The sequence below is a fragment of the Aeromonas sp. SE22 genome (genome assembly GCF_038739755.1).
GTDB lineage: Bacteria > Pseudomonadota > Gammaproteobacteria > Enterobacterales > Aeromonadaceae > Aeromonas > Aeromonas jandaei.
The window spans coordinates 224,847-251,818 of the sequence record NZ_JBCGFD010000002.1 but is presented as its reverse complement, the minus strand read 5'-3'; the positions used below and the strand labels follow the sequence as shown (position 1 = coordinate 251,818).

At 61.4% G+C, this 26,972-nt stretch carries 22 protein-coding genes; 6 read left to right on the top strand and 16 right to left on the bottom strand.

Annotated elements, in window-relative coordinates; all coding sequences use genetic code 11:
• Positions 1-39 precede the first annotated feature (39 nt).
• On the bottom strand, positions 40-3,375 hold the full coding sequence (gene mscK, locus AAHA39_RS05020; RefSeq protein ID WP_320657207.1) for a mechanosensitive channel MscK: 3,336 nt from the start codon (positions 3,373-3,375) through the stop codon (positions 40-42).
• A gap of 150 nt (positions 3,376-3,525) precedes the next feature.
• The gene (pykF, locus tag AAHA39_RS05015; protein ID WP_042033075.1) at positions 3,526-4,938 is read right to left on the bottom strand and encodes a pyruvate kinase PykF; all 1,413 of its coding nucleotides are present in this window, start codon (positions 4,936-4,938) and stop codon (positions 3,526-3,528) included.
• Between the two features lie 308 nt (positions 4,939-5,246).
• On the opposite strand from pykF, the gene AAHA39_RS05010 reads away from it, so the two are divergent.
• Both AAHA39_RS05010 and AAHA39_RS05005 read left to right on the top strand, forming a co-directional pair.
• Positions 5,247-5,492: a hypothetical protein gene (locus tag AAHA39_RS05010; protein WP_320657206.1), complete on the top strand. Its 246-nt coding sequence runs from the start codon at positions 5,247-5,249 to the stop codon at positions 5,490-5,492.
• 218 nt (positions 5,493-5,710) lie between these two features.
• Positions 5,711-6,475, top strand: a complete 765-nt coding sequence (locus AAHA39_RS05005) for a DODA-type extradiol aromatic ring-opening family dioxygenase (RefSeq protein WP_320657205.1) — start codon at positions 5,711-5,713, stop codon at positions 6,473-6,475.
• A gap of 65 nt (positions 6,476-6,540) precedes the next feature.
• Here the strand turns inward: AAHA39_RS05005 and AAHA39_RS05000 are convergent, their stop codons facing one another.
• The 3 genes from AAHA39_RS05000 to AAHA39_RS04990 all read right to left on the bottom strand — a co-directional run bounded on the left by AAHA39_RS05000 (position 6,541) and on the right by AAHA39_RS04990 (position 12,048).
• Positions 6,541-10,293, bottom strand: a complete 3,753-nt coding sequence (locus tag AAHA39_RS05000) for an AAA family ATPase (protein ID WP_320657204.1) — start codon at positions 10,291-10,293, stop codon at positions 6,541-6,543.
• Positions 10,290-11,516 carry an exonuclease SbcCD subunit D C-terminal domain-containing protein gene (locus AAHA39_RS04995; protein WP_320657203.1) on the bottom strand — a complete coding sequence of 409 codons (1,227 nt, stop codon included), beginning with the start codon at positions 11,514-11,516 and terminating at the stop codon, positions 10,290-10,292. Before AAHA39_RS04995 ends, AAHA39_RS05000 begins: the two co-directional genes overlap by 4 nt.
• Positions 11,517-11,619: 103 nt before the next feature.
• The gene (locus AAHA39_RS04990) at positions 11,620-12,048 is read right to left on the bottom strand and encodes a GNAT family N-acetyltransferase (protein ID WP_041208255.1); all 429 of its coding nucleotides are present in this window, start codon (positions 12,046-12,048) and stop codon (positions 11,620-11,622) included.
• Between the two features lie 180 nt (positions 12,049-12,228).
• On the opposite strand from AAHA39_RS04990, the gene rdgC reads away from it, so the two are divergent.
• Positions 12,229-13,140, top strand: a complete 912-nt coding sequence (rdgC, locus tag AAHA39_RS04985) for a recombination-associated protein RdgC (protein WP_033113354.1) — start codon at positions 12,229-12,231, stop codon at positions 13,138-13,140.
• 187 nt (positions 13,141-13,327) lie between these two features.
• Here the strand turns inward: rdgC and AAHA39_RS04980 are convergent, their stop codons facing one another.
• The gene (locus AAHA39_RS04980) at positions 13,328-13,798 is read right to left on the bottom strand and encodes an FKBP-type peptidyl-prolyl cis-trans isomerase (protein ID WP_033113327.1); all 471 of its coding nucleotides are present in this window, start codon (positions 13,796-13,798) and stop codon (positions 13,328-13,330) included.
• A 172-nt stretch (positions 13,799-13,970) separates the two neighbouring features.
• On the bottom strand, positions 13,971-15,119 hold the full coding sequence (locus tag AAHA39_RS04975; RefSeq protein ID WP_320657202.1) for a Na/Pi cotransporter family protein: 1,149 nt from the start codon (positions 15,117-15,119) through the stop codon (positions 13,971-13,973).
• Between the two features lie 249 nt (positions 15,120-15,368).
• On the opposite strand from AAHA39_RS04975, the gene AAHA39_RS04970 reads away from it, so the two are divergent.
• On the top strand, positions 15,369-15,743 hold the full coding sequence (locus AAHA39_RS04970) for a hypothetical protein (RefSeq protein ID WP_236663802.1): 375 nt from the start codon (positions 15,369-15,371) through the stop codon (positions 15,741-15,743).
• A gap of 93 nt (positions 15,744-15,836) precedes the next feature.
• On the opposite strand, the gene AAHA39_RS04965 is transcribed toward AAHA39_RS04970, so the two are convergent.
• From AAHA39_RS04965 to AAHA39_RS04945, 5 genes are all read right to left on the bottom strand, one after another.
• The gene (locus tag AAHA39_RS04965) at positions 15,837-17,183 is read right to left on the bottom strand and encodes an APC family permease (RefSeq protein ID WP_041208258.1); all 1,347 of its coding nucleotides are present in this window, start codon (positions 17,181-17,183) and stop codon (positions 15,837-15,839) included.
• Positions 17,183-17,419 carry a hypothetical protein gene (locus AAHA39_RS04960; protein WP_133164096.1) on the bottom strand — a complete coding sequence of 79 codons (237 nt, stop codon included), beginning with the start codon at positions 17,417-17,419 and terminating at the stop codon, positions 17,183-17,185. The genes AAHA39_RS04965 and AAHA39_RS04960 overlap by 1 nt, the downstream gene beginning before the upstream one ends.
• A gap of 654 nt (positions 17,420-18,073) precedes the next feature.
• Positions 18,074-19,417: an APC family permease gene (locus tag AAHA39_RS04955; RefSeq protein ID WP_139395732.1), complete on the bottom strand. Its 1,344-nt coding sequence runs from the start codon at positions 19,415-19,417 to the stop codon at positions 18,074-18,076.
• Positions 19,418-19,783: 366 nt separating this feature from the next.
• On the bottom strand, positions 19,784-21,073 hold the full coding sequence (gabT, locus tag AAHA39_RS04950) for a 4-aminobutyrate--2-oxoglutarate transaminase (RefSeq protein ID WP_320657201.1): 1,290 nt from the start codon (positions 21,071-21,073) through the stop codon (positions 19,784-19,786).
• Positions 21,074-21,329: 256 nt separating this feature from the next.
• Positions 21,330-22,793, bottom strand: coding sequence for an NAD-dependent succinate-semialdehyde dehydrogenase (locus AAHA39_RS04945; protein ID WP_201967371.1), 1,464 nt, complete (start codon positions 22,791-22,793; stop codon positions 21,330-21,332).
• A gap of 422 nt (positions 22,794-23,215) precedes the next feature.
• Between AAHA39_RS04945 and puuR the strand changes: the two genes are divergently transcribed.
• A complete protein-coding gene (puuR, locus tag AAHA39_RS04940; RefSeq protein WP_234916040.1) occupies positions 23,216-23,749 on the top strand; it encodes an HTH-type transcriptional regulator PuuR in 534 nt (177 codons plus the stop codon).
• Between the two features lie 45 nt (positions 23,750-23,794).
• Positions 23,795-25,072 carry an NAD(P)/FAD-dependent oxidoreductase gene (locus tag AAHA39_RS04935; protein WP_033113332.1) on the top strand — a complete coding sequence of 426 codons (1,278 nt, stop codon included), beginning with the start codon at positions 23,795-23,797 and terminating at the stop codon, positions 25,070-25,072.
• A gap of 91 nt (positions 25,073-25,163) precedes the next feature.
• Here AAHA39_RS04935 and AAHA39_RS04930 read toward each other — a convergent pair whose 3' ends face one another.
• From AAHA39_RS04930 to AAHA39_RS04915, 4 genes are all read right to left on the bottom strand, one after another.
• Positions 25,164-25,412 carry a DUF3297 family protein gene (locus AAHA39_RS04930; protein WP_005347440.1) on the bottom strand — a complete coding sequence of 83 codons (249 nt, stop codon included), beginning with the start codon at positions 25,410-25,412 and terminating at the stop codon, positions 25,164-25,166.
• A gap of 117 nt (positions 25,413-25,529) precedes the next feature.
• A complete protein-coding gene (locus AAHA39_RS04925; protein ID WP_320657200.1) occupies positions 25,530-25,961 on the bottom strand; it encodes an N-acetyltransferase in 432 nt (143 codons plus the stop codon).
• A gap of 45 nt (positions 25,962-26,006) precedes the next feature.
• Positions 26,007-26,285 (bottom strand): putative quinol monooxygenase, encoded by a 279-nt coding sequence (locus AAHA39_RS04920; protein ID WP_320657199.1) that lies wholly within the window; start codon positions 26,283-26,285, stop codon positions 26,007-26,009.
• Positions 26,286-26,427: 142 nt separating this feature from the next.
• Complete coding sequence (locus tag AAHA39_RS04915; protein WP_050513406.1) at positions 26,428-26,895, bottom strand: hypothetical protein; 468 nt, start codon at positions 26,893-26,895, stop codon at positions 26,428-26,430.
• Positions 26,896-26,972 lie beyond the last annotated feature (77 nt).

Here is a 26,972-nt window from a genome sequence, read left to right as displayed (position 1 = left end):
CTCACACAGGTGAGCGGCTTTGCCGGAACTGCCTTCCCCTTAAGCGGGCTGCTTGCCCTCGTCAGCGGGAGGTGGCGGCAGGGCGCCGGAGTTGGATTCGACCTTCTGCTCCTCGCCCTGCATGTTCTTGATGTAGACATCCATCTGGTTGAAGGCGATCTCGATGCCGTTCTCGCGGAACAGCTGGTCGATCTTGCGGTTCAACTCGTCCACCGCCGGGTTGCGATCCCCCAGCTCGCTCACGAAGAAGCGCAGCTCGTGATCCAGGGTGCTGGCACCGAAGGTGAGGAAGTAGACGATGGGCGCCGGGTCTTTCAGCACGCGGCTGTTCTCGTCCGCCGCCTGTTTGAGCAGGGTGCGGGTCAGCTCCAGATCGGAACCGTATGCCACGCCTACCCGCACGATAACCCGGGTCACGGTGTCACTCAGCGACCAGTTGATCAGACGTTCGGTCATCAGCTGCTGGTTGGGGATGATCACTTCCTTGCGGTCAAAGTCGGTCAGGGTGGTGGCGCGAATGCGGATCCGCGAGACGGTACCGGAGAAGGAGCCGATGGTGACGGTGTCACCGATCCGCACCGGACGCTCGAACAGGATGATGATGCCGGAGACGAAGTTGGAGAGGATCTCCTTCATGCCAAAACCGATACCGACTGACAGACCACCCGCTACCCACTGCAGCTTGTCCCACTGCACGCCCATCATGGAGAGAGCGGTCAGCGAGCCGAAGCCGATCAGTACGTAGTTGAGCATGGTGGTAATGGCGTAGGCCGTCCCCTGAGCCAGGTTGAGTTTGGAGAGCACCAGCACCTCCAGCAAACCCGGCAGGTTGCGTGCCAGCGACCAGGCGCCGCCGAGCAGCAGGAGGCCGATCAGCACGTCACTCAGGCTGATGGGGAAGAGCACGGCATTGGCACCGGTGCCTTCAGTGCGGTGCCACAGCACCATGCTGTCGAGGTAGGAGAATACCGCGACCAGATCGGACCAGAGCCAGTAGAAGGCGACGCCGAAGATCAGCATCAACACGGTGCGAGTCAGACGCAGGGACTGCTGGCTGACATCCTCCAGATCCATCGGCTGCTCTTCGATGGACTCGCCACCTTCCGCATCTTCCGAAGATTTGTGCTCACGTTTGGCCACCGCGCGGCGATAGGCCAGACGACGGGCCGCCAGCTCCAGCCCGCGCAGGGCGGTGCGGTAGACCAGGCTCCAGATGATCAGCAGATAGAAGGATTCGATCAGGCGACCGGTCAGCTTCAGCGCGGTGTAGTAGTAGCCGAGTACCGCCAACACGATCAGCGCCACCGGGGCCAGGGCCAGCGCAATGGCAGTCATGGTCTGGGCCATGCTCGCCTCGCCCTTGATGCGGGCGCGGGAGATGGGGAACACCAGATAGGCGGCCAGCGCCAGCAGGATCAGGGTGAGAGCCTGACCAATCACGTCGTTGCCCAGAGAGGAGGGTTCTACCACCGCCTTGGTCGACAGCATGATAAGGGGCAGCAGCGGCAACCAGAGGTAGCGCATGCTGTTGCGTTTGGCCTGCAGCTCGGCGCGCGGGATGCGGAAGTGGGATTCACCGAGTCCGCCCGGGCGCATTACCGCCATGTAGATGCTGAAGACCAGATAGCTGAGGGCCAGGTTGAGAGTGATCTGGAAGATGAGCTTGGGGCTCAGCAGACCACAGTAGGTGAGCAGCAGGCCGCCCGCCAGAATGAACAGGCTGCCCGGCAGGCGCTGCAACAGGGTAAAGAAGAGTGCGCGCGGGGTGTGCCACTGGCTGTCCTGACGGAAGCGGCCCAGATCCTTGGCAATCTTTTTCTGGCGTTCGGCCAGTGCCGGACGCTTCCACATCAGCAGGCCGCCGATCAGCAGCAGCGGGAAGGCGAGCAAGGAGATCCCCAGCAGCTCTTCGCGCCACTGGCTCCAGTCCGGTTTCAGCACCCAGTCGGAGGCCTGTTTGTAGGCCTGGGCGGGCCAGCTGATAAACCATTTGAAGTCGATCGGTTTGTTGCTGCTTACCCAGAAGATGTGTTGTTGCAGGGTAAATTCGATAGAGGCATAGACCCGCGCCAGCTGCTGCTGGGTCAGCTGCAGGCTGATGGCGTTGGTGAGCTGGCTGTCGAGCTGGCGGTTGAGCTGATCGAGCAGGTTGATGCGGGTATCGATGAGCTTGGCAAGGCTCTCCTTGTCTTCATCGCTGACCGGCTCCTTGCTGCTCGCGATCAGGTTGTCCAGATAGAGGTTCTTCTGGAACAGCTGGTCACGCTGCTGACTCAGCTCGAACTGGGCCAGATGCAGGTCGGCGATCTGCTCTTCCAGGTTTTTGACGGCGATGGTGGGCGCCGCTTCCAGCTGTTGATAGAGCTGATAGAGGATGCGTGACAGCAGCAGATTGCCCTTGAGCATCTGCACCTGTTCGTTGAGGTTGCGCTCGGTTTGGGTGCCGCGCTCCAGCCAGCTCTTGGCCTGCAGGTTTTTCTGGACCAGCGAGTTGAGGTTGGTGGTGGCGCTGATGAGTTGCTGGCTGAGCTGGTGGTTGAGAACCTGCTCTTTTTGTACCAGCGGGCTGTCTTCGGTCGCGACCAGCTCGCCGGTCTGTTCAGCGGTCTTCTCGGTGTCGCCGAGGCGCTTGGCGCTACTCTGCTCCTGCAGCAGTTGCAGCTTCTGCTCTTCACTGGTGAGGCGAGCATTCTGGTAGTCGCGCTGTTTGACCGCCAGATCCTGCATGCTGGTACGGTTGTCCAGATCCTTTTGCAGCTGGGAAAGTTGCAGGTCGAGCAGTGCCAGCTCGGTATTGAGCTTCATCTTCTCGGCGCTGCTGACGCTCTCGCCAGCATTCAGGCGGCTGCGGATCTCCTGACTGCGTTGATAAGCGCGGCTCATGCTGCTCTGGGCACGCTCCGGCAGGGTCTGCAGGTTGGTGAGCTGGCTGCCGATGGCGCCGAGCGCCTCCTGGGCGGCCTGCATGTTGGCCAGCACATCGGGCTGGCGGTTGTCGAGCTCGGCCAGACTCATGCTGGCGTATTCGCTCTTGATCTGCTCCGGGCTCTTGCCCTGGGTCAGGTCGTTGAGCTTGGCGCTGATGTCGCGCAGCTCACCCGGCAGATTGCGAATGCGCTGGGCCTGCGCCTTGGCTTTCGCCTCCTCCTTGTCGATGCTGTCGAGCAGGGTGAGGGTTTCAGTCAGAAACTTCTGGTCGGCCTGCTGGCTGACGGTCAGGGTCTCGGATTTGCCCAGATTGTCCAGCGCCCGCTGGACGGAAGCGCGGGATGGAACATCCTGCGCCATGGCTTGCGGGGCACCGCAGAGGCTGACGAGTAGGCAGAGCAGCGGCAACAGGATGGCCGATGCTCTCTTGAAGGGTGTTGATTGCATATAACTTCCGGGTTATTGCGCGGTGATCGGGAGATTTCCCACATAGATTAAATCCGCGGGGATTCTAACACCGGCATCCGTTGGTAAGCAGGGGGGAGGGATAAAAAAAACGGCGCCCGCAGGCGCCGTTTTCAGCTTGTTCAGTTCCGATTAAAGAACGTGAACAGAAGCGGTGTTGGTGGTGCCGCTCGGTACCAGAGCACCGGAGACCATCACAACCACGTCACCTTTCTGGCCCATGCCGATTTCCAGCGCGGCTTCTTTACCGATGCGATAGAAATCGTCGGTAGAGGCGATGCTGTCAACCACGTGAGCAACCACACCCTTGGTCAGAACCAGCTGGGCAGCGGTCTTCTTGTTGGTGGTGATCGCCAGGATCCAGGCTTTCGGGAAGTACTTGCGGATAGCCTTGGCAGACTTGCCGCCTTCGGTGGCAACCACGATCAGCGGGGCGTCCAGCTTCTCGGAGGTCTCTACCGCGCCTTTACATACGGCTTCGGTGATGCGCAGCTTGTTGCTGTCGTTAGAAGCAGACAGGTTGGACGGCATCACGGCATCGGTACGCTCGCAGATGGTGGCCATGATGGTCACGGCTTCCAGCGGGTACTTACCCTTGGCGGACTCACCGGACAGCATGACTGCATCGGTACCGTCCAGGATGGCGTTGGCCACGTCGCCGGCTTCGGCGCGGGTCGGACGCGGGTTCTTGATCATGGAGTCCAGCATCTGGGTGGCAGTGATAACCACTTTGCGGGCCTTGTTGCACTTGGCGATGATCATCTTCTGGGCGAAGATTACCTCTTCAACCGGGATCTCGACACCCATGTCGCCACGAGCAACCATGATGCCGTCGGACACAGCCAGGATCTCGTCGAAGTTGTCCAGGCCTTCCTGGTTTTCGATCTTGGAGATGATCTGGATGTTCTCGCCACCGTGGGCTTTCAGGTGCTCACGGATTTCCAGTACGTCTTCTTTCTTGCGGATGAAAGAAGCAGCAACGAAATCAACGCTCTGCTCGCAACCGAAGATCAGGTCGCGCTTGTCTTTCTCGGCCAGGGCCGGCAGCTTGATGGAGACGCCCGGCAGGTTGACGCCCTTGTTCTCGCCCAGATCGCCGTTGTTCAGTACTTTACAAACAACTTCGCGCTCGGTGATTTCGATGACGTCCAGACCGATCAGGCCGTCGTCAACCAGGATGCGATTGCCGACGCGCAGGTCGTTGGCGAAACCTGCATAGGTCACGGCCACTTTGTCTTTGTTGCCAACCACGGTCTGGTCGGTGGTGAAGGTGAAGGTCTGGCCAGCAACCAGTGCTACGTCATTGCCACCTTCCAGCTTCATGGTACGGATTTCCGGACCCTTGGTATCCAGCAGGATAGCTGCGCGCTTGCCGGTCTCGGCCATCACTTCGCGCAGGTTGCGGATACGGGTGCCGTGCTCTTCGTAATCACCGTGAGAGAAGTTCAGGCGCATGACGTTCATGCCGGCGTCCAGCATTTTTGCCAGCATTTCTTTGGATTCGGTCTTGGGACCGATGGTGCAGACGATTTTGGTCTTTTTCATGTCAGTCTTCATGGTTAAGGAGTTTCCGCCGAGCAATATACACCAGTTTTTGGATTCTTTTTATGATCCAGAAACAACGTTTTGACCAGATAACGTTTTCTTTTCAGGGATAACGTTTTCCTGTTGGTCACTTTTTAGAGCATGCATCCACTGGTCTGAGCTGATTGACGACAAATGTTGCCATCTGTGTCTTATTGGCGGAGAGAAGGTTCAGATGTTGTAAAATGACCACCTGCTCACTGTCACCGTCTTGTCACCAGCTTGCGCAAAGATGTTAGCCCATTGGCGCGCTTGTGAAGGGGAAATAGATGGAAAACAGCCCATGGGGTGGCCCGGTGCTGCTTTTACTGGCGGGGGCACTGCTGCTGGCCCATGCCATGCCTGACGGCAGCTGGCCGGGCAATCACCACTGGCGCTCAGCTTTTACCGGCAACCACTCGGCCGAAGGTGCTGCTCCGGTCTCGGCAGAGGTGGCCGCAGAGCGATTGCTGTTGCAGGAGTGGCAGGCGCAGAGGGCGGCGACCCGCATAGCCCTTGCCGGCGAGGGTCATTGAACGGTCATCAGGTTGCAGGCGGAGCCGCAAAGCGGGCTAACCAGTCGGGCTGCCCTCTTTTGACAGTGGTGGTGATAGTCATCTGATTATCAAAAATAGGTTGATAGTGCTTATCCATTTAGCCTGATTGTTAACCTGTTTAGGCGGGCTGATAATGAGTTCAGCGGCGTTGCCTTGCGGCAAAAATCGCCATCCAAACCCTTGCTGGAGTCACAGTTATGTCCCTCGCCCCCGTCTGGTTTATCTCTCACGGCGCACCGGATCTGGTGTTGCGTGATCAACCTGCCACCCGATTTCTGAGCACCCTGCGGCTTGGAGAGCTCAAGGGATTGGTGGTCATCTCCGCTCACTGGTTCAGTCGCGAGCTGCAGATCAACGTCGAGCCCAAACCGGCGCTGATGTACGACTTCTATGGCTTCCCCGAGCCGCTCTACCGGATGCGCTGGCCAACCAACAGCCCTGAATGGTTACAGCAGGCGGTGGGTGATCAGCTGACGCTGGCGGGGCTGGCGGCCACCCCGGTGCGGCGCGAGCTGGACCACGGGGTCTGGTCACCGCTCTCCCTGATCGACCCGGACAGTGAGATCCCGCTGGTGCAGATCTCCATCCCCGCCAGCTTCACCCCGACCCAGCTCTGGCAGCTGGGGGAGGCACTTGCCGAATTGCGCAGTCAGGGGATTGGTATCCTCGCCTCCGGCGCCATCACCCATAACCTGCGGGCCTTGGGGCCCGAGGGGTCGCCAGTGCCGCGCTGGGCCAGCCAGTTTGTCGACTGGCTGGAAGGGGCGATGGCGGCAGGGGAGCGGGAGGCGCTGCTCGACTATCGTCGGTTGGCCCCCGGGGCGGTGGAGTCCCATCCCCATGACGATCACCTGCGCCCGCTCTTTGTGTCGCTGGGGGCCGCACAAGGCAAGGCACCGACCCTGCTGCACGAGAGCTGGGATGGCGGCAGCCTCTACATGGGGGCTTACCGCTTCGATTAACGAGCGCCGTGCAAGCAAGAGCCCGCCAATTGGCGGGCTCTTGTCGTTTTGGGGATTGGCTATGGTCAGGGGACGATTACCCGACTCTCGCCGCCACCGAGGGCTTCAACCCTGACTTGGACGCCAATCCGCTCCACCAGGGTCTGGACGTGGGAGATAACCCCGATCTGGCGGCCGGCGGCCTGCAGGGAGTCGAGGCTGGCGAGCGCCAGATCCAGACTGTCCGGATCCAGGGTGCCGAACCCCTCGTCGATAAACAGCGACTCGACCTGGGTCTGCCGCGACGAGAGGCTGGAGAGGGCCAGCGCCAGCGCCAGCGACACCAGAAAACTCTCGCCGCCGGAGAGGGAGTCCACCGAGCGCACCTCGTCCCCCATGTCGAGATCCACAACCTGCAGCGCCAGATCGGTGCCGGGCACCCGCTCCAGCCGGTAGCGGGGCGACAGCTCGGCGAGCTGTGCGTTGGCCTCCAGCAACAGACGTTCGAGGGTGAGGCTCTGGGCAAAGGTGCGGAACTTGGCGCCGTTGGCTTGCCCGATCAGATCGCACAACTGCTGCCAGTGATCGGCCACCGCCTGCTGGGCGGCGAGCTCCTGCTGCAGGCTGCCCGCCTTGAGGGCAGCCGCTTCGGCTTGCGCCAGCGTGCTCTTGCACTCGAACAGTTGCTCGTCGTGCTCGCGGCAGTGGGCTTCCAGTGCCGTGAGCCGCAGCAGCAGCTCCTCCTGCGGCAGGGCAGCCAGCTCGGGGTGATGTTCGCGATAGCGTTCCCGCTTGATCTCCTCCAGCGCCAGCGCCCGCTGCCGCTCGGCAAGGCGGGTGCGCGCCTCGCCAACCGCATCCTCCAGCCCTTGCAGAGCGGCACGGCGCGCCTTGAGTTCATCGGGGCTGATGGCCAGCAGGCGGCGCAGGTCATATTCGGCGATGTCGAGGGTACTGGCGTGGGCAGCCCAGCGCCCCAGCACCTCCCGTTTGCGGCGGCTGCTCACCTGCTTCTCCTGCTCCACATGGCTGAGGCGGGTCTTGAGCTCGGTCTGCCGCTCGCGCAGGGAGCGGGCGCTCTGTTGCATCGCCTCCAGTTCGCTGGCGAGCTGCTGCAGTCGTTGCTGCCAGCGGTTCTCGACCAGTGCGATCTCCTCGCCACCCAGACAGGCGGCACGGCTGGTGAGCAGGCCCTGCCGCTGCTGCTCGTGCTCCTTGTAGTCCCGCTCCAGCTTGTGCAGCAGTTCGCGTTGGGTCTGCAGACGCGCTTCCTGCGCGCTCAGGGCCGGGGTGAGGCTGGCGATCTCGCTGGCCAGCCGCTCCCACTCGCTCTGGCCGTGCAGCCAGGCCTCGCAGGCCCGCTGCCACTCGCGCCACTGCTGGCTGCCGAGCCACTGGCGCCAGGGTTGGCCAGCCATCTGTTCATCGAGACGGTTGCCCCCCTGTTCGAGGCGCTGGCGCAGGGTCGCCTCCTGCTCGCCCATTGCCTTCACTTCCCCTTCCAGCGCGATGCGATGACGGTCAGCCTCCTGCCACTGCTGCTCGAACTGCTGGTGCTGGGCGCTCAGCTGGCTCAGCTGCTGACGCACTCCCTGCAACTGCTGCTGGCCTAGCTGGGCCTGACGCAGCAGCTGCTGGCTCTGGACCAGCCCCTGCTCCAGCGTCTGGCCGTGGCCGAGCAGGGTGCTCATCAGCTCGTTCCACTCGATGGGGCTCTGGCGCAGCGGCAGCGGATGGCCCAGCAGGGTATCGCCTCCCAGCTGCAGCCAGCGCTGGGTCAGCTGCTCGGCGCGCGCTTCCAGCTCCGGCAGGTGCTGCTGGCGCACTGCCAGCTGGCGAGCCAGCTCCTGACGCTCGCTCTCGCACTGAATGTATTGGTGGTTGAGCCGCTCCCATTCGAGCTCCAGGCTGCGGGCCCGCTCCGCCAGTTGACCGAGAATACCCGCCACCTGCGGCTGGCTCTGGCTGTAGGGGTGCTCCTCGGCGCCGCAGAGCGGGCAGGGGGTGCCATCGCTCAGGATATGGCGATACTGCTCGAACGTGGCCACTGCCCGGGACTGCTCCAGCGCGTGGCGCGCCTCGTCCCGCTGCAGGGCGAGCCGCTCGCGGGCTGGCGCCAGCTCGTCGCCAAGGGTGGTGAGTTTGCCGAGCGCCTGCTCCAGCTGGCCAATCTCCTGTTGCAAGCGGGTATGCTGCTCACCGTGATTGCGGCCATAGTCGGCCAGCTCCAGCAGCTGGCGCAGCTGGCCCAGCTGTTCGGTCTGTTGCTGCCACTGCTCCTGCGCCTTGGCGAGGCGGCTATCCCACTGCTGCTCCTGCAGCTCGTTATGTTGCTGCTGCAGCCGCTCCTGCTCGCGCTGCCAGTAGTCGCGCTCCTGCTGGCCCTGTTCCAGCTGGCGTTGCAGCTGCTGCAGGGCGCGCAGCTTGTGATCGCGCAGGGTGAGCAGTTGCTGCAGCTTGTCGGCATCCCCGGCCCAATCCTGCATGGCGGTGAGCAGGGGCTGCCACTGGCGGGCGACCGGTGCCAGCTCCTTGTTCTCTTCCAGCCAGAGGCTCCACTGCTGGTGCTGGCGCCTGAGCTGTTCCACCTGCTGACTCTGTTCGCGCCACCCCTGCTCGAGGGTGAGCTGCACTTCCCGCTCCTGAGTCCCCTCCTGCTGGATCTTCTGCAAATGCTGCTGCTTTTCCCGAATGCGGGTGTCCAGCTCCTGTGCCCGCTTGAGTTCGGGTTGCAGGGCGCCCCATTCCCGCTCGGCGGCAATTTTCTCGGCCAGCAGCTGCTGTTCGGTGAGGGCGCTCTGCTGGGTCTGCTCCTCGAGTTTGGCCAGCTCCGGCCCCAGCTCGGCGATCACCTTCTCCTGCTGCTGCACCTCAAGAGTGAGGCGGGCCAGCTCGTCGTGATCGGCGCGGGCCACCTGCGCCTGCTCGGCGCGGGCGAACTCCTCGCGCTCGGGCGCCGCGGCACCGTGGGCCTGCATGGCGGCCTCCAGCGCAGCTTCACCCTCACTGCAACCTTGCTGCTGGGTGGCGATGCGACCGTTGAGGTCACGCAGATCCTGCATCAGCTGCTGCTGTTGCTGCTCATGCTTGAGAGTGGTGGCGAGTCTCACCTGCCGGCTTACCCACTGTTCGCGGGTCACCTCGTCCATCAGCGCCACGTCGCCGAGGCGTTGAGTGATGGCGGCCAGCTTCTGCTGCTCCTCCCGCGCCCGTTCATAGGTCTGGATGGAGATGGCGGAGTAGAGCTCGGTGCCGGTCATCCGTTCGAGCAGGGCGGAGCGCTCGTTGGCATCCGACTTGAGGAAGGCGGCAAACTCCCCCTGTGGCAGGATCACCGCACGGCGGAACTGCTCCCAGGAGAGGCCCACCAGCTCGTCAATGCGATCCTGCAGCTCCCGCTTGCTGCCAGAGAAAACCTGACCCGACTCGACATCGGTCAGGGTGCGCTCCTGCGCCTGAAAGCGCCCCTCGGCGCGGTTGCGGGCCCGGCGCACCGCCCAGCGGGCCAGCCAGATGCGGCCATCGCAGCCGCGAAACTGCACCTCGGCAAAGCCGCTGGCGTGACCGCGACTGAGGATGCCGCGCACGTCGTTGGCCTTGAGCTTCTCCTCGTCATCCATGCGGCCTACTTCGGCCACGTTCTTGCGATTGGCGATAAAGCGCGGCATCTCGTCGTAGAGGGCGAGACAAATGGCGTCGAGCAGGGTGCTCTTGCCAGCGCCGGTATTACCGGTGATGGCAAACAGGCCTGCAGCGCCGAGTGCCCCGCGGGTAAAGTCGATGGTGAAGGCGCCGGTCAGACTGGCCAGATTCTCACCAGACAGAGACAAGATTTTCATTGGTTAGACTCCTTCACCTGCTCCAGGATCTCTTCAAACGAGGCGACCAGCTGTGCCTCGGGCTCCCCCTCGAACTGGCGCTGATAGCAGAGGCGGAAAACTTCAGTGGGGGAGAGCTCATCGAGCCTGCGCCGCTCGCGACCATCGGCCAGTCCTTCGCCCGAGCCCTGATACTGGGTGCTGATGCGGGCCAGCCGCACCGGTTTGTCGGCGATGGCAGCGAGGATCCGCTCGCGGATGCGGGCCTCTGGCTTGGGCAGCAGCAACCGCACTTCGAGGAAGGGTTGTGCTTCTTGTGGACAAGGGGGGAGCGTCAGTGCCTCGATGGCTTTCAATGCGTCGTCGAGAGGGCTCTGGGGCAGACGGATCATCTCCACTGCGCGGGGCACCGGGATCCGCTCCAGCCCGGCCAGTTTCCCCCCCGCAAAGGTCACTTCCAGCACCTGATGGTTGTAGTTGGCTTCGGCGAGCGAAAGCGGCAGCGGCGAGCCGCTGTAGTGGACCCCCTCGGCCGGGCTCTGGGCCAGATGGAGGTGACCGAGCGCCGTGTAGTCGGCACCGGCAAAGAGTTCGGCAGGCAGGGCGTGCTGGTTGCCGCCGAGCACCCGCCGCTCTGAAAGCTCGGAGAGCTGGCCCGCCGCCAGATAGGCGTGCCCCATGGCGATGAGCGGCAGATCCTCCCCGCAGCGAGCGCGCCCTTCGGCCAGCACCTCGGCATAGACCTGTCGTACCCCTTCGATCAGCCTGTCCTGCCCCTCTGCCAGCTGCTCCACCCGCAAGTCGCTGCTGCGCAGGAACGGCACGGCGGCGCACCAGGCGGCAATCTTGCCCTCCCGGTCTTGCAGCGGTACCAGCAGACGGTCGGTCTCGAGCTTGCCCTCACTGTCGCGGCTGATGCTGCCCACCAGATGCAGATCAAAGGCCCGCAGCAGCTCGTGGGGGGCATCCAGCTTGGAGGGGGAGTCGTGGTTGCCGCCGATCAGCACCATGTTGAGGTGAGGCAGCTCGGCGCGCAGCCGCGCCAGAAAACGGTAGAGCTGTTGCCAGGCGCTGGCGGGGGGATTGGCGGTATCAAACAGATCACCCGCCACCAGCAGCGCGTCGATCTCGCGCGCCTTGAGGGTGTCGGTCAGCCAGTCGAGGAAGGCATCGTGTTCAAAACGGCGGTCGTGACCATGGAGTTGATGGCCAAGATGCCAGTCGGCGGTATGGAGGATTTTCATGAGAAAGCAACCCGGATCCTGGGATGGTGCCGGTGGCACCCGATGGTGACAAGATGAGGATGCCCCGTGCTTTTTTCAAGTAAAACAGGGGGCTGCTGTCAGTTCATGCGGGTTCGCAGCACATCTTGTACTGGGGGTGGCCGGTGAGGGGGTCGGATTCCTCCGCCTCGATGACAAAGCCGTGGCGGCGGTAGAAGCGCACCGCCTGGGAGTTTTCCACGAAGACTCTTGCGTGGAGCGACGCACCTTGACGCTTGGCCTCCTGCAAAAGGGCATGGCCGACGCCGCGTCCCTGCCGGTCGGGGCGCACAAAGAGGGCGGCGAGGTAGTTGTCTACCAGCGCCATAAATCCGAGCAGGTCGCCGCGCTCCTCGAACACCCAGATATGGGCGTGATCGAGGTAGCGGGTGCGCAGATCCTCCTGAGCCTGCCACCAGCAGGAGGCATCGACGAAATCGTGGGCCTGCAGGGAGGCCAGCAACCAGATTTCGACGATCTCGTCCATGTCTTCGGGGCGACTGGGCCGCAACATATCTTCATCCTTGTTAACAACTTCACCTTCGCAGTCTAGGGGAACTTGATGACAGTTCCGGTAACCGGGATGGCACCCTGTGAAGTCGATCGCCCTTTATTTAGCAAGAATGATTGGCTGATCACAAAGCGCCTCTCTAGTACAATGCCCGCCGGACAATCTATCGAGACCGAGGACGCCATGTGGTTTAAAAACCTGCAGATTTATCGCTTTACCCGCCCCTTCGACCTGACCGTTGAGCAGCTGGAAACCCAGCTGGAGGCCTGTGCCTTCACCCCTTGCGGCAGTCAGGACATCTCCCGGTTCGGGTGGGTCAAGCCCCTTGGCAAATTCGGCTCAACCCTGACCCACAGCGCCTCCGGCCATATCCTCATCTGCGCCCGCAAGGAGGAGAAGATGCTGCCCGGTACCGTGGTCAAGGAGATGCTGGCGGAGAAGGTAGAGGCGATCGAGTTCGAGCAGGGGCGCGCCCTCAAGAAGAAAGAGAAGGAAGCGCTGAAAGAGGAGATCCTCCACACCCTGCTGCCGCGCGCCTTCAGCCGTACCAGCCAGACTTTCGCCTGGATCAATCCTGCCGACAACCTGATGGTGGTGGATGCGGGTTCTGCCAAGAAGGCGGACGACCTGCTGGCACTGCTGCGCAAATCCATCGGCTCCCTGCCGGTAGTGCCGGTAGCCCTCAAGAACCCGCCCGAAATCACCATGACCGAGTGGCTGAACGAGGGCAATCTGCCAGCTTCGTTCACCTTGGAAGATGAAGCCGAGCTGCGCAGTGCCATGGAGCACGGCGGCATCATCCGCTGCAAGCAGCAGGATCTGATGACGGATGAAATCAAGAACCATCTGGCCAACGACAAGCTGGTGACCAAGCTGGCTCTCAACTGGGGCGAGACCGTCAGCTTCGTGCTGGGGGATGACCTATCTATCAAGCGCCTGAAGTTCAGCGAAGAGCTGCGCGAGCAGAACGACGACGTGACCAGCGAAGATCCGGCCGCCCGTCTGGATGCCGACTTCGCGCTGGTGACCGCCGAGCTCTCCCAGTTCATTCCGGCGCTGTTTGCCGCCCTGGGTGGCGAAGAGCAGTCCATCTAGGCGAACTGGCTCAGCCTGATTGCAAAAAACCGCCCGAGGGCGGTTTTTTTATGGGCGCTGATGGCCGGAGGCAATCCCGAACAGAGAGGGCCGACTGATGGTCGGCCCTCTCTGAGCTGCGGTTAACAGGATCCCCGGCTGCGCCACGTCGAAGATCAGCTCGGGCGTGGGGTTTCGCCACAGGGGATTATTTGATACCCAGCAGCTCCACATCAAAGATCAGGACAGATCCCGGCGGAATTTTGCCGGCGGCGCGGTCACCGTAGGCGAGGTTGGCCGGGATATAGAAGCGGGTCTTCTCCCCTTCCACCATCAGCTGAACTCCTTCAGTCCACCCCTTGATCACCTGATTGAGGCCAAACTCGATGGGCTCGCCACGGGCAACCGAGCTGTCAAAGACGGTGCCGTCCAGCAGCTTGCCCTCGTAGTGCACCTTCACCTTGCTGGTGGCGGTGGGGTGAACGGTGCCGGTACCCGGAGTCAGCACTTCGTACTGCAGGCCGGAGGCGGTGGTGGTCACCAGCGGTTTCTCCTTGTTGCTGGCGAGGAACTCGGCCCCCTTGCGAACATTATCTTCGGCCAGCTTCTTGTTATTGCTGCTGGAGTAGAAGTAGTAGGCGACACCGGCAACCAGCAGCGCGATCAGTATGAATTTCATCGGTTTTCCTATTCCAAGAAAGACAAAGAGTGCAATGAGGGGCCATCTTATCGCGCACCGCCTCTCATGGCGAGCCACAGGGCGGGAGGATGTGAGCGGGCAGGCAAAGCAGGGTAGCGCAGACGTAAAAAGGGGCGAGTCGGTGACTCGCCCCTTGTTATGGCGGCAGCGCTTACTTGGCCACGACCATCATCAGGGCGGGCAGGGCGAAGAAGAGTCCCGCCACATAGCCAAGCGCCAGCAGCTTGTTCTCGCTGCCAATCCGGGCCAAGCCCTCGGCGGCGCGCACCGGCAGGTCACGCAGGAACGGCAGGCCATAAATCAGTGCCACGGCGAATACGTTGAACAACACGTGGACCAGCGCAATGGTCAGGGCCAGCTGGGCACCGGCTCCGCTGATGGCGGTGGCAGCCAGCAGGGCGGTGATGGTGGTACCGATATTGGCGCCCAGAGTGAAGGGGTAGAGCTGGCGAGTGCTGAACACGCCGCCGCCGGCCAGCGGGATCATCAGGCTGGTGGTGGTGGAGGAGGACTGCACCATGATGGTCACCAGCGCACCGGAGGTGATGCCGCTCAGCGGGCCACGGCCCAGCGCCTTGTGCAGCACCTCTTTGGCGCGGCCAACCAGCACCTTCTGCAGCACTTTGCCCAGATAAGTGACGCTGGCCAGGATCAGCAGGATACCGATGACGATGGTGGCGATGGCGGCACCTTTGCCTGGCAGGAAGGCGACGGCGCTGTCGATCAGCTGCTGGGCCGGTGCGGTCAGCGGCTTCATGAAATCCATGCCCTTCATCGACATGTTGGCAGAGCCCACCAGCATGTTGGCCAGCCACTCGGCGCTATGTTGCAGCAGACCGAACATCAGCTCCAGCGGCAGGAAGATGGCCACGGCCAGCAGGTTGAAGAAGTCGTGTACGGTGGCGGCGGCGAAGGCGCGGCGGAACTCGGTGCGGTCGCGGACATGGCCCAGCGAAACGATGGTGTTGGTGATGGTGGTGCCGAGGTTGGCACCCATGACCATGGGGATGGCCATGCCGATGGGCAGGCCGCCGGCAACCAGACCGACGATCACCGAGGTCACAGTGCTGGAGGATTGCACCAGCGCGGTCGCCAGGATGCCGAGCAGCAGGGCGACGAAGGGGTTGTTGGCAAACGCGAAGATCTGGGCTGCACCCTCGGCGCCGCCGGAGAAACCTTTGAAACCGTGGGAGACTGCGCCGACGGCTACCAGGATCAGGTAAACCAGGGCGATGACACTCATCCAGTTGAACAGGGCGCGGGTCGCTGACTGCTGCTGTTGGGAGTCACTCTGTTGCATAAAGCCTCTTGGGACGGCCGTGCCGTCTTGGGTTGTTGATGACCCGCGCATTTAATCAGTGGTTAATGACAGAAATATGACAACGTGACATTTCGATGATGTTTTTATGACGACGAGCTGCGGCGACAGGCGCTGACCGAGCCGGTTGGCTCTGGGGTGACAAAAGGGGGAATGAAGGCACTGCAGCCTTGCCAGCCGGGACGTGATCGCTACACTGCGCCCCTTTATTGGCAAGCAGGAGTAAACAAGATGATGCGTGCATGGATCCTCTCTCTGTCGCTGGGGCTGCTCTCGGCAGGGGCACAGGCCAGCCTGTTGAAAACAGATTGCAACCTCGACAAGGCCCTCAAAAGCGAAGCGGTGAATGCCACTCTGGGGGTCAAGGGCAACTGTGATACCAGCAAGCTGGTGAAGCAGGAGAAAGAGAAGGTGAAAGCCGAGGTGCAAAAAGGCCGCACCGACCTGCTGGGCGAGAAGCGCGCCGACCTCAAGGAGAGCGGCAACGGTATGCAGCAGAAGATGGACAAGGCAAACCAGCAGCTGCACAAGGCGGAGCAGGATGCCAAGACCATCGCTCGCGATCCGCTCAAGGCTGCGGCGACCGCCGTGCTGGATAAGCAGTAAGCAGACCGGGCCCAAGCCCGTGTGACCGGCAACAGACCAGCAGCAAAAAGGGGAGCCATGGCTCCCCTTTTGTTATGCGCTATCCGCAGGCGATCAGGCGTCGGCCGCCTCTTCGTACTGACGGAACGGGATACGGAACACCGCCAGACGCAGGAACAGATAGGTCACGCCGAGGCCTGCCCAGATCAGGCCAAGCTCGAGGGAGCTCTGCTCCAGGTTGATCCAGAGGGCGCCGATGGTGGCGGCACCGAGCAGCGGCATCAGCAGATAGACGATGTGATCCTTGAGGGTCTTGTTACGCTTCTCGCGCACCCAGAACTGACCGATCACCGACAGGTTGACGAAGCTGAACGCCACCAGCGCGCCGAAGTTGACCAGCGCCAGCGCGGTATCCAGATCAAACGACACGGCGGAGAGAGCCAGCGCACCAACCATCAGCACGTTGATGGCCGGAGTGCGGTATTTCGGGTGGATGTAGCCAAACACCCGCTCCGGGATCATGTGGTCACGACCCATCACGTAGAGGATGCGCGACACACCGGCGTGAGCCGCCATGCCGGAGGCCAGTACCGCGACCGTGGTGCAGACCAGAACCACCGACTGGAAGAAGGTGCCGCCGACGTAGAGGGCGATCTCCGGCAGTACCGCATCCGGATGCTGGAAGCGGGAGAGGCTCGGGAAGTAGAGCTGCAGGCAGTAGGAGACCACCACGAAGATGATGCCGCCGATAAGGGCAGTCAGCACGATCGCCTTGGGGATCACCTTGCCGGCGTTCGGGGTCTCTTCGGAGAGAGAGCTCAGGCCGTCAAAGCCCAGGAACGAGAAACAGAGGATGGTTGCACCGGTGAAGAGCGGCACCAGCTGTGCTGACTCGAAGTGGAACGGACGGCTGCTCATCAGGGTGCCGGCGCCTTCGCCGTGATAGATGCCCCATGCCATCAGACCGATGAAGATGGTGATGATGGCCAGCTGGATCACCACGATGAGGCCATTGAAGTTGGCCACCAGGTTGATGCCGCGCAGGTTGAGGAAGGTCATCACGGTCACCAGACCGAAGATGAATACCCAGGGCTCGACACCCGGGAACATGGCGGTCAGGTAGATCTTGGCCAGCAGGATGTTGATCATCGGCATGAACATGTAGTCGAGCAGGGAGGACCAGCCGACCATGAAACCGATGTAGGGGTTGAACACTTTCTGGGCGTAGGTATAGGCAGAGCCCGCAGAGGGGAACTTGCGTACCAGATGGCCGTAGCTGAAGGCGGTCAGCAGGATGCCGCCGAGGGCCAGCAGATAGGCAGTGGCGACCCGGCCTTCGGTGATGTCACCGACGATGGCGAAGGTATCGAATACAGCCATGGGGGTCAGGTAGGCCAAACCCATGACGATCACTTGGGTCAGGGTCAGGGTTTTGAGCAGCTTGGCGCCTTGAGATGCCATTACGCTTTCTCCTCAATCAGTGCCGCAGCACGTGCTTGCAACGAGTACAGGATTGCGGTGGATTCGCAGGCCTGCAGATCAAAGGCGCCGGGGAGGCGCAAACCGGTATTAGCCGGCAGGAAAGCATTGAAACGCCCCATGTTTTTCCTCATTAACGTCGGGAGATTGTTGGCAATCTCGGGTATCACTTCCGGAACGTTTCCGGCCTCTTGTGGTGGGTTTGCACTGCTCTTCAAAATACAAAAACCGATGTCGCAGTGAACATCGGTCCTTTATTGGCGGCGTATTGTGCATTCGGGATTCCCCCTTGACAAGCAATAATCGGCTCAATATCGCATTTTTTTGCATAAGCGCAGCGAAGGTAAGTGGTCACTCGCCCCCTGTGGCCGACCCCGTGCCGCCCCCCTCTTTACGGGGGCGTAGAGGGGGGCGATGCACTATTTTCCTGCTGTGCGAAATTTGTCCTGATTGTCCCTGCAGGGCGCATTGCGCCTCAAGATTGATCCTGATCATATTTGCCGCCATCCCTCGGGCTGTTGCTCAACCTCCCGGAGGCGTTGCCGGCAGGAATAAGGGGGTTGGCGGGGGAAAATAGCGATTGCATGTTTAGTCACAAAAATGACTAAGTTAAATGGTTTGCCTGGTCAGTGCCACGTCACGGAGGGCGATAGTGGCGGGTGCCGATTTGAAATCAGTCACATTTTCAGCAAAAAGCGCAATGGCAAAACATGCGGGGCGACCAAACGGTAGCGGCCATAACCGCATCACACACAGCAGTTCAGAGGGGGGCGCCAACGCGGTGAAGAGGAGCAACCGCAAAGGAATCAGCATGACAGAGTAAAAACAAAGGAGCCCGCAGGCTCCTTTATCGTTTTATCCGCACGGGTGGCTTATTGCGCCAGCTCCTCGCTGGTGCGCAGCGGAATGCGGAACACCGTCAGGCGCAGGAAGAGGTAGATGGCACCGAGCGCAGCCCAGATCAGCCCCAGCTCGAAGGAGGAGGGCTCAAGGTTGAGCCACAGCACCCCGATGCAGGCGGCGCCACAGAGCGGCAGCAGCAGATAGATCAGATGATCCTTGAGACTCTTGTTGCGACCGAGCTTCACATAGAAGTGGGCAATCACCGCCAGATTGACGAAGGTGAAGGCCACCAGGGCGCCGAAGTTGATCAGGGCCAGCGCCATCTCCAGATCGAACGAGACGGCGGAGAGGGCGAGCAGGCCGACCAGCAGCACATTGCAGGCCGGAGTCTGCCACTTCGGATGCACATAGGAGAAGAAGCGGCTCGGCAGGGCGCGATCCCGCCCCATCACGTAGAGCAGGCGCGATACGCCGGCGTGGGAGGCGAGCCCGGAGGCGAGTACCGCTACTGTGGTGCAGACCAGTACCACCGCCTGGAACAGCTTGCCGCCCACATAGAGGGCGATCTCCGGCAGCACCGCATCCGGATGCTGGAAGCGGGAGATGTCCGGGAAGAAGAGCTGCAGGAAGTAGGAGGTGGTGACAAACAGCACACCGCCGATCAGCGCCGTCAGCACGATGGCGCGGGGGATAACCCGATCCGCGTCAGGGGTCTCTTCCGACAGGGTGCTGATGGCATCAAAGCCGAGGAACGACAGACAGAGGATCGAGGCCCCCATCAGCAGCGGCGAGATGTTGATCTGCTCGGAGAAGAAGGGACGGCTGCTGGCCACGGTGCCCAGCCCCTCGCCATTGTGCACGCCCCAGGCGATCAGGCCGATAAAGACGGCGATGATGCTGAACTGCATGATGACGATGACGCTGTTGAAGTTGGCCACCAGCTTGATGCCGCGCAGGTTGAGGGCGGTCATCACCGCCGCCAGACCGAAGATATAGGTCCAGGGCTCTACGTTCGGGAAGAGAGCCTGCAGATAGATCTTGGCCAGCAGCATGTTGATCATCGGCATGAACATGTAGTCGAGCAGGGAGGTCCAGCCCACCATAAAGCCGACATAGGGGTGGAACACCTTCTGGGCATAGGTATAGGCGGAGCCTGCCGACGGGAACTTGCGCACCAGATGGCCGTAGCTCAGGGCGGTGAACAGCATGCCGATCAGGGCAAAGAGGTAGGCGGTAGGGACATGGCCTTCGGTGATCTCGGTAACGATGCCGAAGGTGTCGAACACTGCCATGGGGGTGAGGTAGGCAAGACCCATGACCACGACCTGCCACAGTTTCAGGGTCTTTTTCAGACCAACCGGTTGGGCGTTCATCATGCCTGTTCCTCACGCGGTGCCGGGGCGGCACACTCCATCAACGAAACCGGGAGAGAGGCCCGGGAATCAAGGGCGCCGGGGTGGCGCGCACCGGGCAGAGCCGGTCGGAAAGCATTGAGATGCCCCATGTTGTTCCTCACTGAATGTGGTGTCGGGAGATTGCTGCCAATCTCGCTATCTTTTCCGGGGGGGATCCGGCCTCGTTTATGGGTTTGTTCACTGTACAAAAAAGGACCGGCGAGATGTGGTAATACCGGTCCTTGCAGTGGCGGCGCATTGTGCATTTGCAGGGCCCCCTTGACAAGAAAAAAAGGGGGCAAAACTGCATTTTTTTGCACAGGTTAGCGGTTACTTTCCTGCTGGTCAGGCCAGCGCGGCCTCCAGTGATTTTTCAAGGATTTGCATCCCTTCGTCAATCACTGCCGCCGGGGCGGTCAGCGGGGCGAGAAAACGGATGACATTTGCGCGCACCCCGCATGAGAGCAGGACCAGACCGCGTTTGCCCGCCTCGGCTACCAGACGTTTGGTGAGGTCGGGATCGGGCTGGTCGGCATTGCGCTGTTTCACCAGCTCCATGGCCACCATGGCACCGGGTCCGCGAATTTGACCTATGCAGTCAAAACGCTCGGCTATGCGTTGCAGCCCCGCCTTGATCTGCTCACCCTGATCCAGCGCTTTCTGGTTGAGTTTTTCCTCTTCGATCACCTCCAATACCGCCAGCGCGGCGGCACAGGCGATGGGGGAACCGGCATAGGTGCCGCCAAGGCCGCCCGGCTTGGCTGCGTTCATGATCTCTGCCTTGCCCACCACGGCGGAGAGGGGGAAGCCGCCCGCCAGACTCTTGGCCAACGTCATGATGTCCGGCTCGATGCCGGCATACTCGGTGGCGAAGGTCTTGCCGGTGCGACAGAAGCCGCTCTGGATCTCGTCGCAGATGAGCAGAATGCCGTGCTGATCGCAGATGGTGCGCAGCTTCTGCATAAAGCTCGCGGAGGCGGGATAGAAGCCCCCTTCGCCCTGTACCGGCTCGATGATGATGGCGGCAACGCGGGAGGGCTCGATGTCGGCGCTGAAGCAGAGGTCGAGGGCGTGCAGGGCATCCTCTTCACTCACCCCCAGATAGTCGGCGGGGAAGGGGATGTGGTAGACCTCGCCCGGGAAGGGGCCAAAGCCGGTCTTGTAGGGCACTACCTTGCCGGTGAGCGCCATCCCCATCATGGTGCGGCCGTGAAAGCCCCCCTTGAAGGCGATGGTGCCGCTGCGACCGGTGTGGGCGCGGGCAATCTTGATGGCGTTCTCCACCGCCTCGGCGCCGGTGGAGAGAAACAGGGTGCGTTTCGGGGTCGGGCCGGGCACCAGGGCGTTGAGCTTTTCGGCAAGCTCGATATAGCCCGGGTAAGGGGTGACCTGAAAGCAGGTGTGGCTGAATTTTTCCAGCTGCTCACGCACCGCCGCCACCACTTTCGGGTGGTTGTGGCCGGTGTTGAGTACGGCGATGCCGGAGGCAAAGTCGATGTAGCGGTTGCCCTCTACATCCCACAGCTCGGCATTCTGCGCACGGTCGATAAAGACCGGCAGCAGGGTGCCGACGCCGTTGACCACGGCCGCTTCGCGGCGCACTTGCCACGCCTTGTTTGATTCTGACTGACTCATCTTTCCTCCCTGAGGGGCCATGGCCCCGAAATTCCCTGAATGAATTGGTGGCGGGCGATCTGGCACCCATCACCGCCAATTAGCCCATAGGGCAGATCGGCGGCGTGTGGTGTGTGTTGCAGAAGCCCTCTTGCGAGGCAGCGCAGGCCAAATTTCGCCCCTTGCCGCCTCGGGTGAACGTCTGCATCTATCTGTAAAAGCGATGAATCTTGCGGCTAAAGCATCGATGAATACGATGCTTTAGCCCTCTGCTGCCCTAGCGAATGGCGCCAAAGCAGAGGTATTTGGTCTCCAGATACTCCTCCAGCCCCTCGGCTGCCCCCTCCCGACCCAGACCCGACTCCTTGATGCCGCCAAAGGGGGCCAATTCGGTTGAGATGATCCCCTCGTTGATACCTACCATGCCGTATTCAAGCTGCTCGGCGACGCGCCACACCCGGGCGATGTCGCGGCCATAGAAGTAGGCGGCCAGACCATAGGGGGTATCGTTGGCCAGCGCGATGGCCTCGGCTTCGCTCTCGAAGCGCACCAGCGGCGCGACCGGGCCGAAGATCTCCTCCTGCAGGATGGGGTTGTCCCTGGCGACCTTGCCGAGAATGGTAGGCCGGTAGAAGAGGGGGCCGGCGGGGTGGGGCTCGCCACCCAGCAGCACTTCGGCACCGGCGGCAACAGATTGTTGCACCAGCTCGGCGACCTTGCTGGCGGCGGCCGGATTGATGAGCGGACCGATCTGGGTGCCTTCACTCATGCCATCCCCCACCTTGAAGGCGGCGACGGCGGCAGTCAGCTTCTCGGCGAAGGCGTCATAGACGCTGGCCTGCACCAGAATGCGGTTGGCGCAGACGCAGGTCTGCCCGGCGTTGCGGTATTTGGAGGCGAGCGCCCCGGCCACGGCGGCGTCGAGATCGGCGTCGTCAAAGACGATAAAGGGAGCATTGCCGCCCAGCTCCAGCGAGAGGCGCTTCATGGTGTCGGCGCACTGGCGCATCAGCAGCTTGCCGATGCGGGTCGAGCCGGTGAAGGAGAGCTTGCGCACAGTCGGGTTGTTGCACAGCTCGTTGCCCACCGCGCTCGGCTGGTGGCTGGTGACGATATTGATGACCCCGGCGGGGATCCCCGCCTGCTCGGCCAGTACCGCCAGCGCCAGCGCGCAGAGCGGTGTTTCGGCGGCCGGCTTGATGACGATGGTGCAACCGGCGGCCAGCGCCGGGCCCGCTTTGCGGGTGATCATGGCAATCGGGAAGTTCCACGGGGTGATGGCGGCGACGACCCCGACCGGCTGCTTGATGGTGGCCAGCCGGCGATCGCCACTAAAGCCCGGGATGGTGCGGCCATAGGCGCGCTTGCCCTCTTCGGCGAACCACTGGATAAAGCTGGCGCCGTAGGTCACTTCCCCTTTGGCTTCCGCCAGCGGCTTGCCCTGCTCGCAGGTCATGATGCGGGCCAGTTCATCGCTGTGGGCGGTGATGGCGGTAAACCAGGCGTAGAGCTTGTTGCTGCGCTCCTTGGCGGTGAGGGCTGCCCAGGCGGGTTGTGCCGCGTGGGCGGCCGCGATGGCGCGGCGGGTATCCTCTTCATTCATGTCGGGCACCTGAGTGATCACGGCACCGGTAGCCGGATTGGTGACCTCGAAGGTGCGGCCGCTGGCGGCCTCGCACCACTGACCATCTATATAGGCGCGGGATTTGATCAAGCTTTGATTGGAGCTGGTAGCGGACATGGCAAGCCTCAATGGTGAAACCTGGCAGCAAGGTGGCGATGATGCGGCTCATCCTGTGGTGCTGCCGTATAAAATAATAAGCACAGGGAGACCATAAATTGAGCTGAAATGTTTTTCAAGTGTTAAATATATTTGAATTGTTGGTGTGCTGCGTGCTAGAAAATGGGCTGTGTAGCGCAGTTTACCCCGATCCGGTGGCTTGGTGTGATGGTTGGGGTGTGCAAAATAATTAACGATGCGTGTGTAGCATCGCAAACAGCCAGGGATGGTGCTGGTCCGCTATTTTAACCAGAGGGAAGAGGGAGATGACCCATGTTGCGGGAGTGCAGGCAGAAGATGAGAGGGGGCCTGCCATGAGCGGGTCACAGAGCAGTGAGAGCGAGGCTCGTCTGCAGCTGGTGCCGCAGAGTGGTGCCCGTACCATGGGCGAGCGGTTGGCGGCAGTGCGCCACCAGCTGGGACTCTCCCAGCGGCGGGCGGCGGAGCTGAGCGGCCTGACCCACGGCGCCATCTGCATGATAGAGCAGGACAAGGTGAGCCCCTCGGTGGCGTCGTTGCAAAAGCTGCTCACCGTCTATGGCCTGCCGTTGTCGCGCTTTTTCGCCGAGGAGGAGAGCCGCCCCTGCAGTGTGGTGATCAAGGCTGAACAGCTTATCGAGCTGGGCAGTCAGGGGGTCTCGATGAAGCTGGTACACAACGGCAACAACCGCCGCCAGCTCGGCTTTATGCTGGAGACCTATCCCCCCGGCACTGACACCGGCGGGCAGGTCAAGCATCAGGGGGAGGAGGTCGGCACTGTGCTGGAGGGGTCGGTAACCCTGACGGTGGCAGGCCAGAGTTATCAACTCGAAGCGGGCGACAGCTATGTGATCGACACCGGCGAGCCCCACAGTTTCAGCAATCCGTCGGGGCAGACCTGCCGCATCGTCAGCGCCCACACCCCGGCGAGCTTTTAATCCTGACAGTAGTTTGGCAACAGAACCGGTAAGGAAACAGGGATCATGACCGAACATGTAAACAGTTACTACGCAGCCAGCGCCAATAAACACGCGCCCTACCCAACATTGACCGAGCAGCTGGAGTGCGATGTCTGCGTCATCGGGGCGGGCTATACCGGCCTCTCCAGCGCCCTGCATCTGGTAGAGAAGGGCTACAAGGTGGTGGTGCTGGAGGCGGCCCGGGTCGGCTTTGGCGCCAGCGGCCGCAACGGCGGCCAGATCGTCAACTCCTACAGCCGCGACATTGACACCATAGAAGCGAACTGCCCGCCGGATCAGGCCAGGCTGCTCGGTTCCATGCTGTTTGAGGGGGGCCAGATCATCCGCGAGCGGATCAAGCGCTACAACATCCAGTGCGATCTGCAGGAGGGGGGCGTCTTTGCCGCGGAGACCGAGAAGCAGCTGCACGAGCTCAAGGCGCAGAAGGCGCGCTGGGAGAAGTGGGGCAATGAGCAGCTGGAGCTGCTCGATGCCAAGGGGGTGCGCGAGGTGGTCGCGAGCGATCGCTACGTCGGCGCCCTGCTCGACAAGAGCGGCGGCCATATTCACCCTCTCAATCTGGCGCTGGGGGAGGCGGAAGCGATCCGCATCCAGGGGGGGCAGATCTTCGAGCAGTCCGCCGTCACCAGCATTACCCCGGGTCAGCCGGCGTTGGTCAAGACTGCCAAAGGAGCGGTGAAGGCGCGCTTTATCGTGGTGGCGGGCAACGCCTACCTCGGCAATCTGGTGCCGGAACTGGCCAGCAAGAGCATGCCTTGCGGCACCCAGGTGATCGCCACCGAAGTGCTGGGAGAGGAGCGGGCCCGTTCACTCTTGCCGCAGAACTACTGTCTGGAGGATTGCAACTACCTGCTCGATTACTACCGTACCTCCGGCGATCACCGGCTGATCTATGGCGGCGGTGTGGTCTATGGCGCGCGGGATCCGGCGGATATCGAGCGGCTGATCATCCCCAAGATGCTCAAGACCTTCCCGCAGCTGGCCGACGTCAAGGTGGAGTACACCTGGACCGGCAACTTCCTGCTCACCCTGTCGCGCCTGCCGCAGTTTGGCCGCATCGGCCCCAACATCTACTACATGCAGGGCTACAGCGGCCATGGTGTCACCTGTACCCATCTGGCGGGCAAGTTGCTCTCCGAGGTGCTGAGCGGTCAGGCGGAGCGCTTCGATGCCTTTGCCAAACTGCCCCACTACCCCTTCCCGGGTGGCCGGTTGTTCCGCATCCCCTTCACCGCCGCGGGCGCCGCCTGGTACACCCTGCGCGATCGGCTGGGGGTATAAACCGGTTCAGCCTGTTGTCGGGGCTGATCGACGCAAACCACAAGGCCACCGCGAGGGTGGCCTTGTTTTTAACCGAAGCGGGCAGCTGCAATTAGCTGTAATAGGCTTCGACGGTGCCCTTGAGCTTGATCAGGATGGGCTGACCACGGCGATCCAGCGCCTTGGGGGAGGGGATCTTCACCCAGCCTTCGCTGATGCAGTACTCTTCGACGTCGGTGCGCTCTTTGCCGTTCAGGCGAATACCGATCGGATGCTCGAAGCAGGCCGCCACATAGTGGGGGCTGCGGGGATTGCAGGAGAGGTGATCCGGCAGTGCCGGCTTGGTGCTGGTATCGCTCATGGCTATGACCCGAAATGGATATAAAGTGGGGCATTGTAGAGAATGGCGTCATGGCATTCAAGGCAACGCCTGCCCGCCCTGCTGCAGCATGTCAGCAATCAGCGAGTGTTTTTGACTTCAGATGCCCCGCTGCCAATGCATCATGATCTCGGCGTGGCCGCTATGCTCGCATATTCTCAGCTCCCCCTCGTGAAAGCCGTTGCGGGTGTAAAAGTGCCGCGCCTGCTCATTCTCGGCGTAGACGGTGAGCTCAAGTCGCTCATGCCGTGACTTGAGGTGGTCTAGCAGCTGGCGACCCAGCCCCTGTGATTGCAAGCTCGGGGTGATAAAGAGGGCGGCAACCGAGCCCTGATGCCAGGAGATAAACCCCGCCAGCAGCCCCTGCTCCTCATAAACCCAGCTCTCGCTGGCAGGCAGATAGATATCCCGCATCGCTGCACGCTGCGCATGCCAGAAGTCGGCGGGAATAAAGCCGTGTGCCTTGACCGATGCCTGATACCAGAGCTCGACTGCGGCATCGAGATCGGATTTGGATAATGGGCGGATCATAAGTCTCTCAATCATTGAAGGTGGAAAATAGGCGAGGGGCTACGGCTATTCGCCAAGTCCCGTCACGGTATAGTGTCTCTCGACATTGACCGTGATCTCCCCCCAGCGGGAGGCGTTGACCCGGGCTTGATGGGCGGCAAAGGCGGCCGGATCGCGGAAGGTCTCGCAGACCTCGAAGCGGCAGGGGTTGAGTCTGCTTTGCGTCACCTCGAACTGCAGGCAGCCATGTTCCTGTCGGGTCAGGTGGATATGGTTATCAAGCTCCCCCATGACGGCTGATAAATCGGAGGCGGGCACAATGATATAACCGGTTAGCACAACCATATTTATCTCTTTGGTGGGCAACATTGTTAGATTTATTATCGAATCAAGGTCGGATTTTTTATTTATTGTGAAATCATCCAGGCTCTCTTTATATTGTAAATATCTGGCCAGCAAAAAATAAATGGAATCCATAAAGACAGGGCTACATGGTGGTTGCCGATATCTGCTGTAGTTTTTGTTGGTGCGGACTGGGCTGACGAATAAAATAGCCAATGCACTCTTCATCGCTTTCATCGAGACAGATTAAAAACTGATCTTCAGACGGCGAAAATTTCAGATAGTAGACGTAGTCAGTATCCTCATTCTGGGACATATCCAGGCAGTCTTTTCCACCATTTTCTTTGAGAATATGTTCTTCCAGCTTGTAAAATCCGGAAGCGGATGGCTCGCGCTCAATAATATAGGATGATTCGATCTGCTGTTGATTTGACGAGGTATAGAGACGACCATCCGCCCTGAAGTCGTACTCTTCATAACAGCTGGTATCGGCAAAATTGAGGCGCCATACCCCGATAACCGGATGAGCATCGCTGTTAATGGTCGTAAGGTTCTGGCCAGCATGGAGATTCATGCTAAAGAGAATGGAGAATATAGCCGCTGTCTTGTTCATCTGGTCATCCCTGATATCCATGCGCTGTTATTGAGCCTGGCCTGCCAACGTAGCGTTTATCCAGTTACCGCACTGTT

Bases quoted from the DNA above. Each gene is read 5' to 3' on its own strand.
- AAHA39_RS05000 (WP_320657204.1), bottom strand. From the start codon at position 10,293: ATGAAAATCTTGTCTCTGTCTGGTGAGAATCTGGCCAGTCTGACCGGC.
- AAHA39_RS05010 (WP_320657206.1), top strand. From the start codon at position 5,247: ATGGAAAACAGCCCATGGGGTGGCCCGGTGCTGCTTTTACTGGCGGGG.
- AAHA39_RS04980 (WP_033113327.1), bottom strand. From the start codon at position 13,798: ATGAAATTCATACTGATCGCGCTGCTGGTTGCCGGTGTCGCCTACTAC.
- AAHA39_RS04990 (WP_041208255.1), bottom strand. From the start codon at position 12,048: ATGTTGCGGCCCAGTCGCCCCGAAGACATGGACGAGATCGTCGAAATC.
- AAHA39_RS04935 (WP_033113332.1), top strand. From the start codon at position 23,795: ATGACCGAACATGTAAACAGTTACTACGCAGCCAGCGCCAATAAACAC.
- puuR (WP_234916040.1), top strand. From the start codon at position 23,216: ATGGGCGAGCGGTTGGCGGCAGTGCGCCACCAGCTGGGACTCTCCCAG.
- AAHA39_RS04945 (WP_201967371.1), bottom strand. From the start codon at position 22,793: ATGTCCGCTACCAGCTCCAATCAAAGCTTGATCAAATCCCGCGCCTAT.
- AAHA39_RS04955 (WP_139395732.1), bottom strand. From the start codon at position 19,417: ATGAACGCCCAACCGGTTGGTCTGAAAAAGACCCTGAAACTGTGGCAG.
- AAHA39_RS04995 (WP_320657203.1), bottom strand. From the start codon at position 11,516: ATGAAAATCCTCCATACCGCCGACTGGCATCTTGGCCATCAACTCCAT.
- AAHA39_RS04970 (WP_236663802.1), top strand. From the start codon at position 15,369: ATGATGCGTGCATGGATCCTCTCTCTGTCGCTGGGGCTGCTCTCGGCA.
- AAHA39_RS04930 (WP_005347440.1), bottom strand. From the start codon at position 25,412: ATGAGCGATACCAGCACCAAGCCGGCACTGCCGGATCACCTCTCCTGC.
- mscK (WP_320657207.1), bottom strand. From the start codon at position 3,375: ATGCAATCAACACCCTTCAAGAGAGCATCGGCCATCCTGTTGCCGCTG.
- gabT (WP_320657201.1), bottom strand. From the start codon at position 21,073: ATGAGTCAGTCAGAATCAAACAAGGCGTGGCAAGTGCGCCGCGAAGCG.
- AAHA39_RS04925 (WP_320657200.1), bottom strand. From the start codon at position 25,961: ATGATCCGCCCATTATCCAAATCCGATCTCGATGCCGCAGTCGAGCTC.
- AAHA39_RS04920 (WP_320657199.1), bottom strand. From the start codon at position 26,285: ATGGTTGTGCTAACCGGTTATATCATTGTGCCCGCCTCCGATTTATCA.
- AAHA39_RS04915 (WP_050513406.1), bottom strand. From the start codon at position 26,895: ATGAACAAGACAGCGGCTATATTCTCCATTCTCTTTAGCATGAATCTC.
- pykF (WP_042033075.1), bottom strand. From the start codon at position 4,938: ATGAAAAAGACCAAAATCGTCTGCACCATCGGTCCCAAGACCGAATCC.
- AAHA39_RS04965 (WP_041208258.1), bottom strand. From the start codon at position 17,183: ATGGCATCTCAAGGCGCCAAGCTGCTCAAAACCCTGACCCTGACCCAA.
- rdgC (WP_033113354.1), top strand. From the start codon at position 12,229: ATGTGGTTTAAAAACCTGCAGATTTATCGCTTTACCCGCCCCTTCGAC.
- AAHA39_RS04975 (WP_320657202.1), bottom strand. From the start codon at position 15,119: ATGCAACAGAGTGACTCCCAACAGCAGCAGTCAGCGACCCGCGCCCTG.
- AAHA39_RS05005 (WP_320657205.1), top strand. From the start codon at position 5,711: ATGTCCCTCGCCCCCGTCTGGTTTATCTCTCACGGCGCACCGGATCTG.